General features: G+C 35.8%; 11 protein-coding genes. 7 read left to right on the top strand and 4 right to left on the bottom strand.

What is annotated here, in order from left to right; genetic code table 11:
* Positions 1 to 122: 122 nt before the first annotated feature.
* Positions 123 to 2,063 carry an ABC-F family ATP-binding cassette domain-containing protein gene (locus tag EGH73_RS05725; protein WP_089770271.1) on the bottom strand — a complete coding sequence of 647 codons (1,941 nt, stop codon included), beginning with the start codon at positions 2,061 to 2,063 and terminating at the stop codon, positions 123 to 125.
* A gap of 370 nt (positions 2,064 to 2,433) precedes the next feature.
* Between EGH73_RS05725 and EGH73_RS05720 the strand changes: the two genes are divergently transcribed.
* The gene (locus EGH73_RS05720; RefSeq protein WP_089770272.1) at positions 2,434 to 3,408 is read left to right on the top strand and encodes a deoxyhypusine synthase family protein; all 975 of its coding nucleotides are present in this window, start codon (positions 2,434 to 2,436) and stop codon (positions 3,406 to 3,408) included.
* 266 nt (positions 3,409 to 3,674) lie between these two features.
* Here EGH73_RS05720 and EGH73_RS05715 read toward each other — a convergent pair whose 3' ends face one another.
* Both EGH73_RS05715 and EGH73_RS05710 read right to left on the bottom strand, forming a co-directional pair.
* A complete protein-coding gene (locus tag EGH73_RS05715) occupies positions 3,675 to 3,980 on the bottom strand; it encodes a DUF493 domain-containing protein (protein WP_123281059.1) in 306 nt (101 codons plus the stop codon).
* A gap of 73 nt (positions 3,981 to 4,053) precedes the next feature.
* Complete coding sequence (locus tag EGH73_RS05710) at positions 4,054 to 4,608, bottom strand: ferritin (protein WP_123281058.1); 555 nt, start codon at positions 4,606 to 4,608, stop codon at positions 4,054 to 4,056.
* A 245-nt stretch (positions 4,609 to 4,853) separates the two neighbouring features.
* Between EGH73_RS05710 and EGH73_RS05705 the strand changes: the two genes are divergently transcribed.
* From EGH73_RS05705 to bglX, 5 genes are all read left to right on the top strand, one after another.
* Entirely contained in the window at positions 4,854 to 7,658 is a 2,805-nt protein-coding gene (locus EGH73_RS05705; RefSeq protein WP_123281057.1) for a SusC/RagA family TonB-linked outer membrane protein, read from the top strand.
* 11 nt (positions 7,659 to 7,669) lie between these two features.
* Entirely contained in the window at positions 7,670 to 9,091 is a 1,422-nt protein-coding gene (locus EGH73_RS05700; RefSeq protein WP_123281056.1) for a RagB/SusD family nutrient uptake outer membrane protein, read from the top strand.
* A 79-nt stretch (positions 9,092 to 9,170) separates the two neighbouring features.
* Positions 9,171 to 10,556, top strand: a complete 1,386-nt coding sequence (locus EGH73_RS05695; RefSeq protein ID WP_123281055.1) for a glucoamylase family protein — start codon at positions 9,171 to 9,173, stop codon at positions 10,554 to 10,556.
* Positions 10,557 to 10,911: 355 nt separating this feature from the next.
* Positions 10,912 to 11,628, top strand: a complete 717-nt coding sequence (locus EGH73_RS05690) for a carboxylesterase family protein (protein ID WP_123281054.1) — start codon at positions 10,912 to 10,914, stop codon at positions 11,626 to 11,628.
* 261 nt (positions 11,629 to 11,889) lie between these two features.
* Positions 11,890 to 14,217, top strand: a complete 2,328-nt coding sequence (gene bglX, locus EGH73_RS05685) for a beta-glucosidase BglX (protein ID WP_123281053.1) — start codon at positions 11,890 to 11,892, stop codon at positions 14,215 to 14,217.
* Between the two features lie 134 nt (positions 14,218 to 14,351).
* Here bglX and EGH73_RS05680 read toward each other — a convergent pair whose 3' ends face one another.
* Positions 14,352 to 15,038 (bottom strand): DUF4197 family protein, encoded by a 687-nt coding sequence (locus EGH73_RS05680; RefSeq protein ID WP_089770281.1) that lies wholly within the window; start codon positions 15,036 to 15,038, stop codon positions 14,352 to 14,354.
* Between the two features lie 276 nt (positions 15,039 to 15,314).
* Between EGH73_RS05680 and secD the strand changes: the two genes are divergently transcribed.
* A complete protein-coding gene (gene secD / locus EGH73_RS05675) occupies positions 15,315 to 18,224 on the top strand; it encodes a protein translocase subunit SecD (protein WP_123281052.1) in 2,910 nt (969 codons plus the stop codon).
* The last annotated feature ends 88 nt before the right edge of the window (positions 18,225 to 18,312 follow it).

Below are 18,312 nucleotides of genomic sequence, written 5' to 3'. Positions count from 1 at the left end.
CAAAATTTTTATGTACTTAAGTATTGTTTTATTTGAAATTGCCATAAAACACTCACTTGCCACAAAAAAAATACTGCATCAGAAATTCCGATGCAGTATTATATTGTTTCAAATTTTTAATTTTAAGCTTCCAGTTGACTCCCCAGATATTCCCATTCCTGAAGCGTCAAATCTAGTTCTTCTTTGGTTTTATTATAAGTTTCCAAAACCTGTTCAGAAGGATTTTCCTTAGCAAAAGAAGCTTCGAACTCCTCGATTTTCAGTTCCAGATCTGAAATTTTTTCTTCAACTTTTTTCAGTTTATTCTGTATGTTTTTTTGCTCTTTGCTGATAATGGTTGTCGGTTGTTGGCTGTCAGTTGTTGGTTTTGCTTCCTGAACTTTTCCCCTTGATTCTTTATTTTCTTGTTCCTGATGTAATTTTGATCTTTCTGCAGAGATTTCGCGGATGCTTTCTTTCTGTCTGTATTCTAGATATTCATTAATATCACCAAGGAATTCCTTCATCTTGCCATCGCGGAATTCGAAGATTTTGTCTGATAAACCTTGCAAAAATTCACGGTCGTGAGAAATGACGATCAATGTTCCTTCATACTTCTGAAGTGCTAATTTGATGATTTCTTTGGATTGAATATCCAAGTGATTCGTCGGCTCATCCATAATCAAGGTATTGAACGGACGAAGCAACAGTTTACAAAGTGCCAAACGGTTTCTCTCACCTCCGGAGAGGACTTTGGTTTTCTTGGTCACATCTTCACCTTGGAAGAGGAAAGAACCGAGTAGGTCACGCACTCTTGGTCTGGTTTCTTCCGTTGCAGAATCTTCTGCTTCCTGAAGAACCGTTTTTTCGGGCGTTAGAACTTCTTCCTGATTTTGTGCAAAATATCCGATGCTTACGTTATGACCCAGATTCCATTCACCTGAATAATCCTTGATGTCGCCAGCAAGAATCTTTGCCAGAGTTGTTTTTCCCTGTCCGTTCTGACCCAAAAGTGCAATCCTGTCACCGCGTTCTACAAAAAAGTCGACATTATCAAAAATCTGTTTGTTGCCGTAAGCTTTCCCCAGATTTTTAGCTTCAAAAATAACTTTTCCGGGTGTCACAGAAGGCTGAAAACGGATGTTGAACTTGGACACATCTTCATTGTCTATCTCAATTCTCTCTATTTTATCCAGCTTTTTGATTAATGACTGTGCAAAAGAAGCTTTTGTCGCACTCGCGCGGAACTTGTTGATGTTGTCTTCCATCTGCTTGATTTCCGCATCCTGATTTTTCTTGGCCTGAGCTAGTTTTTCACGCCTTTCTTTTCGTAGTTCCAGATATTTGGAATAGTTGGCTTTATAATCGTCAACCTTTTTATTGTTAACGTCGAAAGTTCTGTTGCATATGGACGTCATAAACTGTTTATCGTGACTTACCAGAACGATGGATCCAGGATAATCTTTAAGGAAGTTTTCCAGCCAGATGATGGATTCCATATCCAAGTGGTTGGTCGGCTCATCCAGAAGCATCAAATCGTTTTTCTGAAGCAGCAGTTTTGCCAATTCGATTCTCATTCTCCAGCCTCCGGAAAATTCATCGGTTATTTTCTGAAAATCATCCGCCTTGAAACCTAAACCAAACAATACTTTTTCCACATCGCCTTCCAAATTGTAGGCGTCGTGATTCATCAGAAGGTCGTTAAGTTCAGTCATTCTGATAATCAGATCGGAGTAAGCATCACTTTCGTAATCGGTTCTGGTTGCCATTTGATGATTAACTTCCTCCAGCTCATTTTTCATCGCATTGATTTGCTCGTAGGCCTGCATCGTCTCATCCCAAACCGTTCTCCCTTTTACAAAATCAAGGTCTTGCTTCAAAAATCCAATCGTTATATTGCCTTCAGGAACGACAGTTCCTTCGTAGAAATTGATTTCTCCGGAAAGGATTTTGAGCAGCGTCGATTTTCCTGCTCCGTTTTTTCCAACTAAGCCGATTTTGTCGTCTTTTTTTATTGTAAAATTAACATCTCTAAAAAGATAATTTCCCGCGTGATGCAATCCTAAACCCTGTGCCGAAATCATTGTATATGTTTGAATTTGAATTTGCAAAAGTAGTGAAATATGATGGAAGTTGGAAGATGCTTGTTGGAAGTTTATATTTGGTTAATAACTAAGGTGTTATTAAAGAAAATGGTTTCTCTAACATTAATTTTATAGCTTCAAAATGAAATATTTGTTAGAATGTTATTAATCCTATTTAATGACAGAAGATGAATCTATGGTGTAACTTGCAGCCCGACTTGAGTGGAAATCCTTTTTACGCAACGAAGTGAAGTGGAAAGATTGGGAGCGGAAGACGGATAAAGCTGCCCAAATAATTTAGCTAAATGTATCAATTGCTAGAGTTTCGACATCCAAACAAATCCTTATCTTTGCAAAAATCTTAAATAAAATGAGCAAACCGATAACTGAGTTCATAGAAAAATATTATTTGCACTTCAATGCGGCTGCGTTGGTAGATGCTTCTAAAGGATATGTTGCACATCTTAAAGATGGCGGTAAAATGATGATTACGCTTGCAGGTGCAATGTCAACCGCAGAATTAGGAAAAATCTTGGCAGAGATGATTCGTCAGGATAAGGTCGATTTTATTTCTTGTACAGGTGCAAACCTTGAAGAAGATTTGATGAATCTTGTAGCGCATTCTCACTACGAAAGAGTTCCGCATTACAGAGATCTTACGCCACAAGAAGAGTGGGCACTTTTGGAACGAGGTCTGAACAGAGTAACAGATACTTGTATCCCGGAGGAAGAAGCGTTTAGAAGATTGCAAAAACATATCTACGAGATTTGGAAAGATGCGGATGATAAGGGAGAGCGTTATTTCCCACACGAATATATGTACAAAATGATTCTCTCCGGTGTTCTCGAGCAGTATTATGAGATCCCAAGAGAAAATTCTTGGATGATTGCAGCAGCAGAGAAGAATTTGCCAATCGTGGTTCCGGGATGGGAAGATTCTACAATGGGTAATATTTTCGCATCTTATTGTATAAAAGGAGATCTGAAATTCTCTACAATGAAATCGGGAATCGAGTATATGGCTTATTTGGCTGATTGGTACACGAAAAACTCAGGTGGAAAAGGCGTTGGTTTCTTCCAAGTGGGCGGTGGAATCGCTGGTGATTTCCCAATCTGTGTGGTTCCAATGCTTTATCAAGATATGGAAATGCACGATATTCCTTTCTGGAGTTATTTCTGTCAGATTTCTGATTCTACAACATCTTACGGTTCCTATTCCGGAGCCGTTCCGAATGAGAAAATCACTTGGGGTAAATTAGATATTACGACTCCAAAATATATTGTGGAAAGTGACGCAACCATCTGTGCACCATTGATGTTTAGTTATATTCTTGAAAATTCTTAATTGAATTAATCATAAAATAAAAATAAAGCGTTCAAATTATTTTGAACGCTTTATTTTTATTTTAAATTGATGATTTGTTAGTCTAATGAATTGATTAAAATAAAATATCTATAACCAAAAATAGCTTTTTGAAATTGATTTAATTTTGTGAAATCTCTTTTGCTGTATTTGGGTAAAATAGCAAGATTTATTTTATTCAGAAATCTAAAAAATGATTTTTTCATAAGCTTAAATTTGATTTTAAAATACAACATTCAAACCAAAAATTACAACATCATAACACCTTCGATGGTTGCTACTTTTTTATAAATGCTGATAACTTGGTCTGCATCCAATACAAAACAATCAATAGAAACGGAAGTGTATTTTCCTGTGGAGCTTTCTTTGTTGGATAAAGTATATTTCAAATTATCGAAAGCTCTTAGGATTTCTGTAATTTTCTCAGGATCACTTGTCACAATGAATTTGAAGAGGTATTCTTCCGGAAAGTTATGTTGTTCTTCCAGTTTATCTTTCAATGATTTATAAAACTCTTCGGGATTTGCGTGATTGCTATCTATAATATCTGCCATCTAATTTTAAGTCTTTGATTAATAAAAAAATCTCCGTAAAAAACGGAGACCAAAGTTAGTGATATTATTTTTCTTAAGAAGGATTTTCTGCTGTAGCTTCCTGTGGTAAAGAAACTTCATCTGGTGTAGCTTCTAGAGATTTATCTAATGTAAAGAGAGATTCATCAGAAGCCTTGTCACCGCCTGCTATTTTTAATTTATCGATTAATTCCAGAGCTAGTTTTTCTTCTTCTGTCTGTTCTTTTACAAACCATTGCAAGAAATTCCACGTAGCCCAGTCTTTTTCCTGTAAGGCTATATCTACAATGTTATAAATAGAGGTGGTGTTTTCTACCTCGTGCTGGAAAACTTTATTAAAGCAATCTGTTAAGTTTTGAGGATTTTCTGGTGGTGCAGGAATAGCTTCTACTTTTGCTTCACCACCTCTGTCCAAGATATAACGCATAAACTTGATCATGTGATTTCTCTCTTCCTGAGAGTGTCTGTACAGGAAATTAGCAATTCCGCCGTAACCTTTTACATCTGCCCAGCAGCCGTATGATAAAAATATTTGGGAAGCGTGCGCTTCTTTCGTCATTTGTTTGATTAATGCATTTTGCATATTAACTGATAGCCTGTTTGTTTCCATATTTTGAATTTTAGTGGTTTAAATATTAATTACTCATTAGGAGTTATTAATTGTTTATTATGTTAATTAAACAACTATTGAGCCAAAATTTGGGGATTATTTTTTTGAATATTCATACAATAATTGATTTATTTTTTTGTTTAAATATTTGAATATCAAACAAATACAAATATTAATAAAAATTAACAATGTGTTAATAAAAATATTTATATTCGGAAAATAAGAAAATAATACATAAGATTATTATGAGAAAAAATTATGTTAAATTACCATTGCTGATTGCCGCACTGTACTTTGGCGGTGATTTGCATGCACAATCCACACAAGATACTGTTACAAAAGAGAACAAAATCGAAGAAGTTGTTGTGATTGGATATGGCACACAGAAGAAAGAGAATGTGACAGGAAGTATTGGTATTATCAGTGCCAAAGATTTGGCAGATAAACCTAATGCTAATCCGCTAAATTCTGTTCAGGGCAAGTTAGCTGGTGTTAATGTGGTAACTTCCGGTACACCGGGAGGATCTCCAAGAGTGGATATTAGAGGAATTGGTTCATTGTCTGGAAATACTGTATTTATAGTAGATGGAATGCTTACTGAAGATATTTCTTTCCTTAATCCTCAGGATATTGAGTCCATGAGTGTTTTGAAAGATCCATCGAGTTTAGCTATTTTTGGGGCTAAGGCCGCTAATGGAGCCGTTATCATTAAAACTAAAAATGGAAAGGGAAAACCTGTTTTTAACCTGAATTCTTATTTAGGTGTTAAAACAGTTACAAATATTCCAAAAATGGTTAACTCGGATCAATATATAGAGTTGTATAATGAAAAATTACTAAATGATAATGGTAGTAGTGCTGGATCAATTTCCAGAGCAGACTTTCCTGCTGATACAAACTGGTTTAAAGAAATTTTCCGCACAAGTATTATCAATTCCAACGATTTTTCTGCCTCAGGAAGTCTAGGTAAATTAAATTATTATGGAAGTGTTGGATATCTCCAGGATGAGGGTAATCTGGCTGCCGGTAAAGGCATAAATTCTGGAAGTGGTTTTAATAGATTTAATACAAAATTAAATCTGAGCTATAAGATCACAGACAATATTACTATTGGAGATAATTTTTCTTTTTCCAAAATGCGTACTGATGTTGCTCAAAACCCACTATTAAATGCATTCATAGCGCCTCCATTGTTTCCTGCAATTAATCCAGCAACAGGAAGTTATCAGTATTTTAACGGTTATTCTATAACGAACCCTAGAGCACAATTAGATCTTTATAGATCTCAAATTAGGCAAGAAAGGCTATTGAATAATATTTGGGGGGAATTAAAATTTTTAAAGGATTTTACATTTAGAATAAGCTATACTAGTGATAACTATACACCTATACAGTACGAATATACGCCGGCTATCACTTATACCCCAACTGCGTCTATTTCCAACCTAGTTACTAGAACTAATAGATATAGAAATTATGTTTGGGACAACACAATTAACTGGAAAAAAAGCTTAGGTAATCATAATTTAGAGTTATTAGCTGGTTTTTCAAGAATTAGAGATTCAAGATCTGAAGATTATTGGTCATCTAAAAATGTTGTTTATGATGGTACAAACGGATCATTGAATATAGGAAATGGTACAGATGTTCTTAATTATACTGATACAAGAACAAATCCTGATGTAACACAAGATCAAAAAAGAATTGAGTCTTTCTTTGGAAGAATTAATTATGACTATGCTGGTAAATACCTTTTGAATGCTTCAATTCGTAGAGATGCAACTTCTCAAGTGTCAACAGATAGATATAAAACTTTTCCAGCTATAAGCATTGGATGGGTAATTTCAAAAGAAGGCTTTATGAGTGAGCAGAATGTTTTTAATTTATTAAAACTAAGAGCAAGCTGGGGTAAACTTGGTAATCCAAATGTGAGACGGGATTATACTCAGAATGTAACTATCATTGGTGGTGGTGCATATTATGGTAATAATGGTTATCCTGCAGCAACTATTGATAGAGTTATTGATCCTACTATCGGTTGGGAAACGACTGCAGGTTCAGATGTCGGTCTAGAAATGGCATTTTTAGACAATAAGTTAAAAGTAGAAGGTACATACTACGATAAAGAATCAAAAGATATAGTTTATGGAATTTTCCAAGGAACAATTTCAGGAGCAAGCAATCCAAGGGATTTTGTTACTAATGCATATTCTTTTAGAAATAAAGGTTTTGAAATATCGGCAAATTATAACACGGATATTAATGAAAATATAAAACTTGGTTTCTATGGTAATTTTACATCACTTAATAATAAAATAACAGATGTTTATGGTGGTTCATTTCTTGAAACTGGAGCTAGCTTATTCGGAAACTCAATCGTTAGACTACAGACAGGTCAAGCTGTAGGATCTTATTACGGTTATCAGGTTGACGGAGTATTCCAAACTGATGCAGAAGCTGCTGCATCTGGCCAAAATGGAGCAAAAGCAGGGTGGTTTAAGTTTGCAGATATGGATGGTAATGGTATCATCGATACAAGAGATAAAACTTTTTTAGGTAGTCCCATCCCAAAAGGAACATACGGTTTCGGATTTAATCTAAATATTCACTCAATCGATTTTGGTATTGATTTTCAAGGGGTTTTTGGTAATAAAATTTATAATTACAACAGAGAACAACGTTATGGAAACGAAAGTTGGGATCTTGATATGTATAATAACAGATGGCACGGAGCAGGAACATCTAATACCTATTCTATGATTACATCTAATCAATCCATAATTTTACCAAATAGTTTCTATGTGGAAGATGGCAGCTATTTTAGAATTCGAAATATTCAAATAGGATATTCATTACCAAAAGCGGTAGCTGATTCTTTATCTGTTAAAAAACTTAGAATTTATTTGAGTGCACAAAACCCTTGGACAAGTTTCAAGTATAATGGATTTTCTCCTGAAATTATGAATACTGATAGGGTACAAATGGGTATTGATAATAATATTTATCCTATATCTGCAATTTATACAATGGGTATGAATTTAACATTTTAATTAAAAAAATCATGAAAAAAATACTTTTAACGCTCTCATTACTTTCTTTAACTATAAATTGTAGTGATGATTTTGTAGATATTAAGCAAGAAGGTGTAACTACAGGTACAGAATTTTTTAAAACACAAGAAGATGCTATGAAAGCTACAAATGCGATCTATAGCTTTTTAAGAAGTTGGGAGAATTCAGGTTTTCCTGCACAATATGTATTTGGGGTAACAGGTGATGATGTAGAAAAAGGATCTAATCCTGGAGATGCATCTTTTATCAATGCCTACGATAACTTTTCTTTCACAATAAGTGATGATGGTATAAATGGCTATTGGACAGGTCAATGGCAGGCAGTTCAACGAACTAATCAAGTTATCACTAATGTTCCTAAAATTGAAATGGATAATGCTCTAAAAAGCAGATTAGTAGCAGAAGCTAAAATGTTGAGAGCATATTTTTATTTTAATTTAGTTAGGATTTTTGGGGGCGTTCCTATTTTTGATGGCTTACAATCAAATTATGTTCAGCCACGTAATACAGCTAATGAGGTATATGCTTTTATTGTAAAAGATTTAACCGAAGCATCTGAAGTTTTGCCACAAACTTATCCGATTTCAGATTTAGGTCGGGTTACCAAAGGTGGAGCATTGGGGCTTCTTTCTAAGGTCTATCTTTATATGAAAGATTATCAAAAAGCCTATGATACATCAAATCAGGTGATAGCTATGGGATATAGCCTTGATCCGGATTTTAATCATCTTTTTAGACCAGCCGGAGAATTTGGAACAGAATCTGTTTTTGAAGTCAATTGTCAGTGTTCAGCAGAATTTGGAGGTAGCCAATATGCTGAAGTTCAGGGTGTTAGAAATCAGTTTGGATGGGGGTTTTTTACTCCAACACAGGCATTGGAAAATGCATTTGAACCAGGTGATATTAGAAAAGAATTATCTATTTTAAGGGAGGGCGAAACAACATTAGAAGGCGACCTTATCAAGAAAGGAGATCCGCAAGCAGGTAATAGTTGGAATCAGAAAGTTTATGTTCCAACATCACTTAACAACAATGCATGCGGATATGGATCTATCCAAAATATAAGAATATTGAGATTTGTAGACATTCTGCTAATTAATGCAGAAGCAGCAAACGAATTAGGCAATACGTCAGTTGCTATTACTAATGTAAACAAGGTGAGACATAGAGCTGGGTTAGGTGATACTCCTGCAAGTACACAATCTGCTCTAAGGCTTGCTATTTGGCAGGAAAGAAGAGTAGAGTTGGCAATGGAAATGGATAGATTTCCAGATCTTGTAAGAACAGGACAGGCTGCTACTTATTTGGGACCGTTAGGATTTAAAACAGGTAAAAATGAATTGTTTCCAATTCCTTTACAAGCTATTACTGATAGCAAGGGTATACTAACACAGAATCCTGGCTACAATTAAAGTATATTAATATTTAAATAGTTATAAAGAGGAGAGTTATTTCTCCTCTTTTTATATTTTTATTACAAAATAATTATCAATGAAAAACCTACTCGCCATATCAATCTTATCAGTTACGGCTTTAGTAGCTTGTCAAAATGCACAGTCTGCAAAATCCAATGAAGCTAATTCAGTATCAAAAAATATTTCAGATAATCAACTCATGGACAAAGTCCAAAGCGATGCCCTAAAATATTTTTGGGACTTTGCAGAACCCCATTCATTATTAGGAAGAGAACGCTATCACGAAGACAATATCTATCCGGATAATGACAAACATGTGATTACAACCGGAGGGTCAGGATTTGGTTTGATGACGATTTTAGTTGGTGTCGATAGAAAATTCATTCCTCGCCAGGAAGCTGTAAAAAGGCTGACTCATATTGCGGATTTCTTGGAAAAAGCAGACCGTTTCCACGGCGCTTGGTCGCATTGGATTAATGGTGAAACAGGAAAAGTAGTTCCGTTTGGAAAAAAAGATAATGGCGGAGATTTGGTAGAAACTGCCTTTCTTACTCAAGGAATTATCTGTGTTCGCGAATATTTCAAAAACGGAAATGCAGAAGAAAAAGCACTCGCTGCAAAAATGGACAAACTCTGGAAAGGTGTAGAATGGAACTGGTACACAAAAGGTGGCGAAAAAGTACTGTACTGGCATTGGTCTCCATCTTATGGCTGGGAAATGAATTTCCCACTACAAGGCTATAACGAATGCCTCATAACCTACGTTTTAGCCGCAGCATCAGCGGATTATTCCATCGATTCCGCAACCTATAACAAAGGCTGGTCAAGAAACGGAACCTACACAACAGACCGCACAAAATACGGATTACCACTTTGTGTAAAACACAACAATGCAGAAGAATTTGGTGGTCCACTATTCTGGTCACAATATTCCTATTTAGGTTTGGATCCAAGAGGACTTTCCGACAGATATGTAAAAAGTTACTGGGATTTAAACAGAAATCACGTTCTCATAGATTACAAATATTGCGTAGAAAATCCATTGAATTACAAAGGTTATTCTGAGAAATATTGGGGACTGACGGCTAGCTATTCAAGGAACAAAGACGGTTCCGTTGGTTATGCGGCACATCAACCTATGAAAGAAGATTTGGGTGTAATTACTCCGACGGCTGCGTTGAGTTCTATGCCCTACACACCAAAAGAATCGATGGCTGTTTTAAGGTTTTTGTATGATGAAAAACCAAATTTTATTGGAGAAGCCGGACCTTACGATGCAACTTCCATCAATTTTAACGATTGGACTACGCCTCGCTATCTCGCTATCGATCAGGGAACTATCGCGCCGATGATAGAGAATTACCGCACAGGACTGTTGTGGGATTTGTTTATGAATGCGCCTGATATCAGAGCCGGTTTGAAAAAAATCGGATTCAAATCAGAAAAGCATAAGATAGATTAGCAAAAAGTATTATCTTTAGCACAAGATATTTATTGTCTCATTTTGATTTAATAAATATTTTTTAGGAGCTTAATCCCGCTATCCACTATATCTTTTTTGTCATTGCGAACAACGTGAAGCAATCTTTAGGAACTAATCAGCGCAATAACAAAAAAGGATGCCGTTCCTATCGGGGCTATGGGATTCAGCATAATTATAAACTTAGGCATACAAATTAACATTTTGTATCTTTAATCACAAAGTATGTGTAACAAAACGAGTAATAATAATAATTGATTAATGTATTTGTTTTTAATAAAAAAACAGATTATTGTAAGTCTTTTATCTTTATTCTATTTTATTTTATCTACTTATTATGACCTTAAAATTAAAATATCTTCCACTTTTACTTTTAGGATTTTCAACATTTTCCAACGCACAGGAAATCAAATCCGAGTTTAATAAAGAAGTTAAAATTCAGAAAAAGCTATCTTACCTTCTGGATATTCCACAAAATCCAAAAACAAAACTGCCTTTGATTGTTTTCCTTCACGGCTCTGGTGAAAGAGGCAATGATTTGGAAAAAGTAAAACTAAACGGCGTTCTTCAACACAAAGATTTGATCAAAGAACCTGTTGCTATTTTGGCGCCTCAGTGTCCGGCAAATACTTGGTGGGATACAGATGCGGTTTATTTCCTCATCAAAGAAATCTCAGAAAAGTACAAAATCGACAAAGACAGAATCTACCTCACCGGATTATCAATGGGCGGTTGGGGAACTTTGAAATTGGCAGGAGAACATCCCGAAATGTTTGCCGCAGTAGCATCAGTCTGTGCTCCAACAGATCGGGTAATGTATGCGAATATTCACAATTACAAAGATATCAACCTGAAGATTTTCCACGGAGGAATGGACGATGTTGTTCTTCCGGAAAATGCGTTCAACTTCTATCAAAAATTGCATCCAATCAATCCAAAAGCAGAACTCACGATTTTCCCGAACGACAATCACAATTCTTGGGATTCTACTTATTCTGACCCTAAGTTGTACGAATGGATGTTATCTTTCAAAAAAATGAATATTAATAATTAATTTAATAATAATTGAAAATCACAGTTAGCTTTTATAAGCGATAGCGCCTTTGTGAACCTAAAAATATTTTCAATACAATAAAAAAATCTTTGTGCACTTTGTGTTAAAACTTCTCCGATTAGTACCATAGGTTGTACAATCAGTAAAATAAAAAATTAAAAATAATATATATAATGAAATCGCCTTTAGAAATTTTGAAAAACAGTCAAGTATAAATGATAGGCGATTCCATATGACAATTTAAAAAAATAAATACTACATATGAAAAAGTTTGTAATCCTAACTGCATTGGCGCTTTCGCCCTATTTTCTTGCACAGGAATTGGTGACCAAACCAGTTCAGTCTTTTCAAACTGAAAAATACCAATCTAAGAAAAAAGCTTTCATCGATAATTTGATTTCCAAAATGACTTTGGACGAGAAAATAGGTCAGCTGAATTTACCTTCATCGGGAGATTTTACGACTGGTACAGCTCAGAGTTCTGATATTGGTAAAAAGATTGAGCAAGGCTTGGTTGGAGGTCTATTCAACATCAAAGGTGTTGATAAAATTCGTGTTGTTCAGAAAGTAGCAGTAGAAAAAAGCCGTCTGAAAATCCCAATGATTTTCGGGATGGATGTCATCCACGGTTATGAAACTTCTTTCCCAATTCCGTTAGGATTAGCTTCTTCTTGGGATATGAATTTGATCCAAAGATCGGCTCAGATTGCTGCTCAGGAATCTACCGCAGACGGAATCAACTGGACTTTCTCTCCAATGACGGATATCTCAAGAGATCCAAGATGGGGTAGAGTTTCCGAAGGTTCCGGGGAAGACCCATACTTAGGAAGTGAGATTGCAAAAGCAATGGTCTTTGGTTATCAAGGAACTGACCTTTCAAAAAATAACACCATGTTAGCTTGTCTTAAACACTTCGCGCTTTACGGCGCTCCAGAAGGCGGACGAGATTACAACACGGTGGATATGAGCCACGTATCGATGTTTAACAATTATTTTCCACCTTACAAAGCAGCTATTGATGCTGGAGTTGGTTCAGTAATGGCTTCTTTCAATGAAGTGGATGGTGTTCCAGCAACAGGAAACAAATGGCTGATGACAGATGTTCTAAGAAATCAGTGGAAGTTTAAAGGTTTTGTGGTAACAGATTACACAGGAATCAATGAGATGGTAGATCACGGGATGGGCGATTTGCAACAAGTTTCGGCTTTAGCAATTAATGCTGGCGTTGATATGGATATGGTTGGCGAAGGTTTCCTTAAAACTTTGAAAAAATCAATCTCCGAAGGAAAAGTTTCTGAACAAACGGTTACTGATGCTGCAAGAAGAATCTTGGAAGCTAAATATGACCTTGGTCTTTTCGACGATCCTTATAAATATACAGATTCCAAAAGAGCTCAGAAAGAAGTATTCAGTCCAAAACATTTGGAAGCAGCAAGAACTATTTCTTCAAATTCTATGGTTTTGATGAAAAATGACAAGCAAGTTCTTCCGCTTAAAAAATCTGGAACGGTTGCTGTAATTGGTCCGTTGGCAGACAATGCGATGAATATGCCAGGAACTTGGAGTGTTGCTGCGAAGCATTCTAATTCTATTTCTTTGTTAAGAGGTCTTAAAGAAACTGTTGGTAAAGATGTAAACTTCATTTTTGCAAAAGGAAGTAACATTTACGAATCTGCAAAAATGGAAGAAAGAGCGACGATGTTTGGTAAAACTGCAGGCAGAGACAGTCGTTCTGCAGATCAAATCAGAAAAGAAGCTGTAGAAGTTGCAAGCAAAGCGGATATTATTGTTTTGGCAATTGGAGAAAGTGCCGAGATGAGCGGAGAATCTAGTTCCAGAACAGATATCGGAATTCCGGAAACTCAAAAAGAATTGTTGAGAGAACTTAAAAAAATAGGAAAACCAATTGTTTTAGTTCTATTTACTGGTCGTCCATTAGTTTTAACAGAGGAGTCGGAATTGGCAGATGCTATGCTGAATGTTTGGTTCCCAGGAAGTATGGCTGGATACGCAGTTTCTGACGTGCTTTACGGAAAAGTGAATCCTTCCGCAAAACTACCGATGACTTTCCCAAGAAGTGTTGGTCAGATTCCAATTTATTATAACGCAAAAAATACAGGTCGTCCACTTAGTGCAGATCATACAGAGAAATGTACGTTTGATAAATTCCGTTCCAATTATCTGGATGAGTGTAACACGCCGCTCTATCCTTTCGGATATGGTTTGAGTTATACTAATTTTGGCTACTCAGAAATCTCCGTTAGCAATGCAAAACCCTCCGGAAATACTTCAATAGAAGCGTCCGTAACTTTGACTAATAATGGAAAATATGACGGAGCGGAAGTCGTTCAGCTTTATATCAGAGATTTAGTTGGAAGCATTACAAGACCAGTTAAAGAACTGAAAGGTTTCCAAAAAATATATTTGAAGGCTGGGGAAAGTAAAAAAGTAACTTTCAAAATTTCTCCGGAAGATTTGAAGTTCTATAACAGTCAGTTAAAATTCGATTGGGAAGCAGGAGATTTTGATGTGATGATCGGAACCAATTCTCACGATGTGAAAACGACAAGAATCACTTGGACAAAATAAAATTTAATTCAAATTAATATTACAAAAGCCTTTCAGATACAAGTTCTGGAAGGCTTTTTTATGAAAATGTATGTAACTAATTTGAATGAAAATCAAACTTAATTTTTGTTACCAATTCAAATGATTGATTGTTGTTATTTTATAATTTGAGTTCCAAAAGCCTGATTTATCTTGTCGGCATTTTGCTGTTCGTAATTCCCAATGACATTGAATAAACCATTTACAATCTGCTCAGAAGCCAGTTGGCTAATGCCATTGCTTGCAAGATTCTGACTTTGGTTTCCAAATAGACTTCCTAGTATAGATGTGCCTTTCAAAGCATTGTTAAGCGTATTTACAAGACCAAATTCATTTAGTTTTGCATCTACCGTCGGTGTAATAGCTGCAATAAGTTGGGATTGTGTCTTTTCTTTCAAAATTTGAGTAGCCATACCAGAACCACCTTGTGCAATTCTTGTAACATCATCTGCCGTCAAACTATTTACGGCGTTGTTTAATATTGGTTCGGATATATTAGCCGTAAAATACGCAGCATCTGCGATGTATTGTTTTTCTTTTTGCACAATACTACTCATACCCAAAGATTGTAACGTATTATTAATGCTTTTCAGTTGAGATGGTATAGCCTGATCTATCAATGTACTATTCATAAAAGCTTCTTTGTCTTTTAAAGTAGCCATACCTTTGGAAATACCTCCCAATAGAATATTTTTTATAATGGTTAAACCAATACTAGATGTTGCTACTGCCATACAAGAATTGGTAACTACTGCGCCTGAAACTGCTGCAAAGCCTGCAACTATAAAATATTTAGTTCTCATAATTTTTTGAAATTCAAAATTTGAACCAAAGTTAAGATTATTAGACAAAACGAAGTGCCGTCTATTATATCAGAAAATATTGAAATTATGACTATTAATACTTTAATCTACTACACTGTCAATTTGTTTCATAAAGTCAGGATTAATCAAATTTTGTGAGAAAAAAATAAATTTAGATACCAAAAAAAATGCATATTCATATTTCTCATTTTCAAATTCTTATTTCCACTATAAATCATTATATTTGCCGACTTAATTTATATATATCGTAAGAAAATGCAAGGAAAAGGACTCGTTACACTGGTTGCCATCGTTCTTGGACTGATTTGTCTCAATGAGCTTCTGCCTTCTTTCTATGCCAATAAAATAGAAAAAGAAGCAAGAGCTATTGCCGGGGAAAATCAGATTAAATATCAGGCTGAAATTGACAAGCTTTCTAAAGACACGCTTAATCTTGGGTTTACAAAACTGGATTATGCCTCTGCAAAGCAAAAGGAGATGAAGCTTGGTCTTGACCTAAAAGGTGGGATCAACGTATTATTAGAGATCAACCAGAGAGATTTGGTAAATGATCTTAGTAATTATTCTACAAACCCCGTTTTGATAGAAGCACTTAACAGAACAGATCGGGCGCAGAAAAGCTCAAGTAAGCAATACATTGAGGATTTCTTCAACCAGTTCGAAATTGTTAATAAAGAAAAGGGTACAAACCTAAAACTTGCAGATCCTGAGATATTCGGAAATACTAATCTTTCTGAGATTAAATTCAACACACCGGATGACCAGGTAAAGAATATCATCAGAAGAAAAATCGATGCATCTGTAGGAACGGCTTATGAGGTTCTGAGAACACGTATAGATAAAATGGGTGTTACCCAGCCAAATGTGCAGCGAGTTCCTGGTACAGGAAGAATTCTTGTAGAGATGCCTGGTATCAAAGATATCGACAGAGTTAAGAAAATGTTGGCAACTTCCGCAAAGCTTCAGTTTTGGGAAGTGCAGGTGGGACAGGAAGTTTTTCCTTACCTTTCTGAACTTAGCCAGCTTGTAAAAACAAAAGGAGATTCTATCGGTGTTGCTAAAACTACTAATTTCATCAACCTTCTTCAGCTTGGTACTACACCTGGAAATGCAATTGCGAATGTAAAGCTTGCTGATACAGCTGTAGTTAATAAAATTCTGAACAGCGCAATTGCTGTAAAATCCCGTCCAATAAATTTGAAATATACTCAGTTTATGTGGGGATACAAGCCAGAGACAAACACTTCGAACAGTCTTGTATTATATGCAATCCGTGGGAATATCAGCCAAAAAGCACCTGTAGATGGCGCTGTGGAATCTGCTAATATCAATTATGATCAGTTAGGCCGTATTGTTGTAGATATGCAAATGGATTCTAGCGGTGCTCGTGATTGGAAAACAATGACTGAGAAAAACAACGGAAAAGTGGTGGCTGTTACATTGGATAACAGAGTCTATACAGCACCAGTGGTTAACAATGTTATTCCGGACGGAAGAACACAAATCTCAGGAAATTTTACACAGGAAGAAGCTAAAGATCTTGTTGATGTGCTGGGTGCAGGTAAACTTCCTGCCGGTGCAAAGATTGTTCAGGCTGATGTTGTAGGTCCTTCTTTGGGTGCAGAATCTATCAATGATGGGGTGATGTCTTTCCTTATTGCTTTTGCAGTAATCATTGTTTATATCATTTTTTATTATGGAGGAGCGGGCGTTTATGCAGTTATCGCAATGGTCATAAACCTGTTCTATATTTTCGGAATTATGGATTCTGTAGATGCTACACTCACACTTCCGGGGATTGCTGGTATCGTATTATCAATGGCAATGGCTGTGGATGCGAACGTTATCATCTATGAACGAACGAAAGAAGAGTTATTCCGTGGAAAAACTATTATTGAAGCCTACAAAGATGGTTTCAAGCACGCTATATCAGCGATCATTGATGGTCACGCTACAACTTTCATTACGGCATTAATCCTATATATTTTTGGAACAGGACCTATCAAAGGTTTTGCAGTGACATTAATGATTGGTCTTGTAATGACATTATTTACATCAGTTCTACTTTCCAGAGTGATGATCTTTAATAGATTGGAAAAAGGAAGATCTCTTTCTGTATGGACTGCGCCAACTAAAAATTTATTCAGAAATACTTGGATCGATTTTATCGGGAAAAGAAAATATGCTTACATAGTTTCGGGAATTCTGATGGTGATTTCAATTGGTTCAATTGCTTTAAACGGCTTCAAATTCGGAATCGACTTTACCGGCGGGCGTAACTATGTTGTCAGATTTGAAAAACCGGTAGATGCAGAGAAAATCGAAGGTAATATTGCTAAGCTGATGAAAACTGCAGATGGCAAGAATGAATCTGTAGAAGTTAAAACATTTGGTAATAGCTCTCAGCTAAAAATAACAACTGATTATTTAATTGATGATGAATCTCTGGCTGCTGACCAGACTGTAGAACAAAAAATTTATGATGGTCTGAAGCAGGATTTGCCTGCCAATATGAGCCTTGCAGATTTCAAAGCGGCAGACAAAGGTCACGCAGGAATTGTTTCTTCAACTAAAGTGGGACCAACTGTTGCGGATGACATTACTACACACGGTATGCTTGCGGTTGCAGCTTCACTTTTAGGTATTTTTATCTATATCTTGGTTAGGTTTGACAAATGGCAGTTTTCTCTTGGAGCGGTTGCAGGTCTCTTCCACGATACGGTTGTTATTTTGGGTATCTATTCATTGTTCTACAAGATTATGCCTTTCAATATGGAGATCAACCAGGATTTCATTGCGGCGATTCTTACCGTTATCGGTTATTCAATTAACGATACTGTAATTATCTTCGATAGAATAAGGGAATATCTTCGTGAGAAAAAAGCGCTTACATTGGCCGGATTATTTGATGATTCCATCTCCAGCACCATTGGTAGAACATTCAACACATCGTTTACTACGATCTTGGTAATTCTTGCTATTTTCATTTTTGGTGGAGATAACCTTAGAGGATTTATGTTCTGCTTATTGATCGGTATTGGATTTGGTACTTACTCATCTATTTTCATTGCATCGGCTACGGCTTATGACTTCCTTAGAGGAAAGAAAAAAGAAGATAAAGTAACAGGAAAATCTTCTATTGATAATGCTGAATTGGTAAATTAATTTACTGTCAATATAACTTATAAAGCTCTCAATTGTATGCACTGCCCCCAAAAAGTTAGACACTTTTTAGAGGCCACTGAAAAACTAA

Origin of the sequence: Epilithonimonas hominis (assembly GCF_003730015.1) — a bacterium.
GTDB lineage: Bacteria > Bacteroidota > Bacteroidia > Flavobacteriales > Weeksellaceae > Epilithonimonas > Epilithonimonas hominis.
The sequence above is the reverse complement of the archived record's forward strand: the minus strand, read 5'-3'. Positions and strand labels throughout refer to the sequence as shown.

Excerpts from the sequence above, each read along its gene's own strand:
- EGH73_RS05725 (WP_089770271.1), bottom strand. The coding sequence starts at position 2,063 with ATGATTTCGGCACAGGGTTTAGGATTGCATCACGCGGGAAATTATCTT.
- EGH73_RS05720 (WP_089770272.1), top strand. The coding sequence starts at position 2,434 with ATGAGCAAACCGATAACTGAGTTCATAGAAAAATATTATTTGCACTTC.
- EGH73_RS05715 (WP_123281059.1), bottom strand. The coding sequence starts at position 3,980 with ATGGCAGATATTATAGATAGCAATCACGCAAATCCCGAAGAGTTTTAT.
- EGH73_RS05710 (WP_123281058.1), bottom strand. The coding sequence starts at position 4,608 with ATGGAAACAAACAGGCTATCAGTTAATATGCAAAATGCATTAATCAAA.
- EGH73_RS05705 (WP_123281057.1), top strand. The coding sequence starts at position 4,854 with ATGAGAAAAAATTATGTTAAATTACCATTGCTGATTGCCGCACTGTAC.
- EGH73_RS05700 (WP_123281056.1), top strand. The coding sequence starts at position 7,670 with ATGAAAAAAATACTTTTAACGCTCTCATTACTTTCTTTAACTATAAAT.
- EGH73_RS05695 (WP_123281055.1), top strand. The coding sequence starts at position 9,171 with ATGAAAAACCTACTCGCCATATCAATCTTATCAGTTACGGCTTTAGTA.
- EGH73_RS05690 (WP_123281054.1), top strand. The coding sequence starts at position 10,912 with ATGACCTTAAAATTAAAATATCTTCCACTTTTACTTTTAGGATTTTCA.
- bglX (WP_123281053.1), top strand. The coding sequence starts at position 11,890 with ATGAAAAAGTTTGTAATCCTAACTGCATTGGCGCTTTCGCCCTATTTT.
- EGH73_RS05680 (WP_089770281.1), bottom strand. The coding sequence starts at position 15,038 with ATGAGAACTAAATATTTTATAGTTGCAGGCTTTGCAGCAGTTTCAGGC.
- secD (WP_123281052.1), top strand. The coding sequence starts at position 15,315 with ATGCAAGGAAAAGGACTCGTTACACTGGTTGCCATCGTTCTTGGACTG.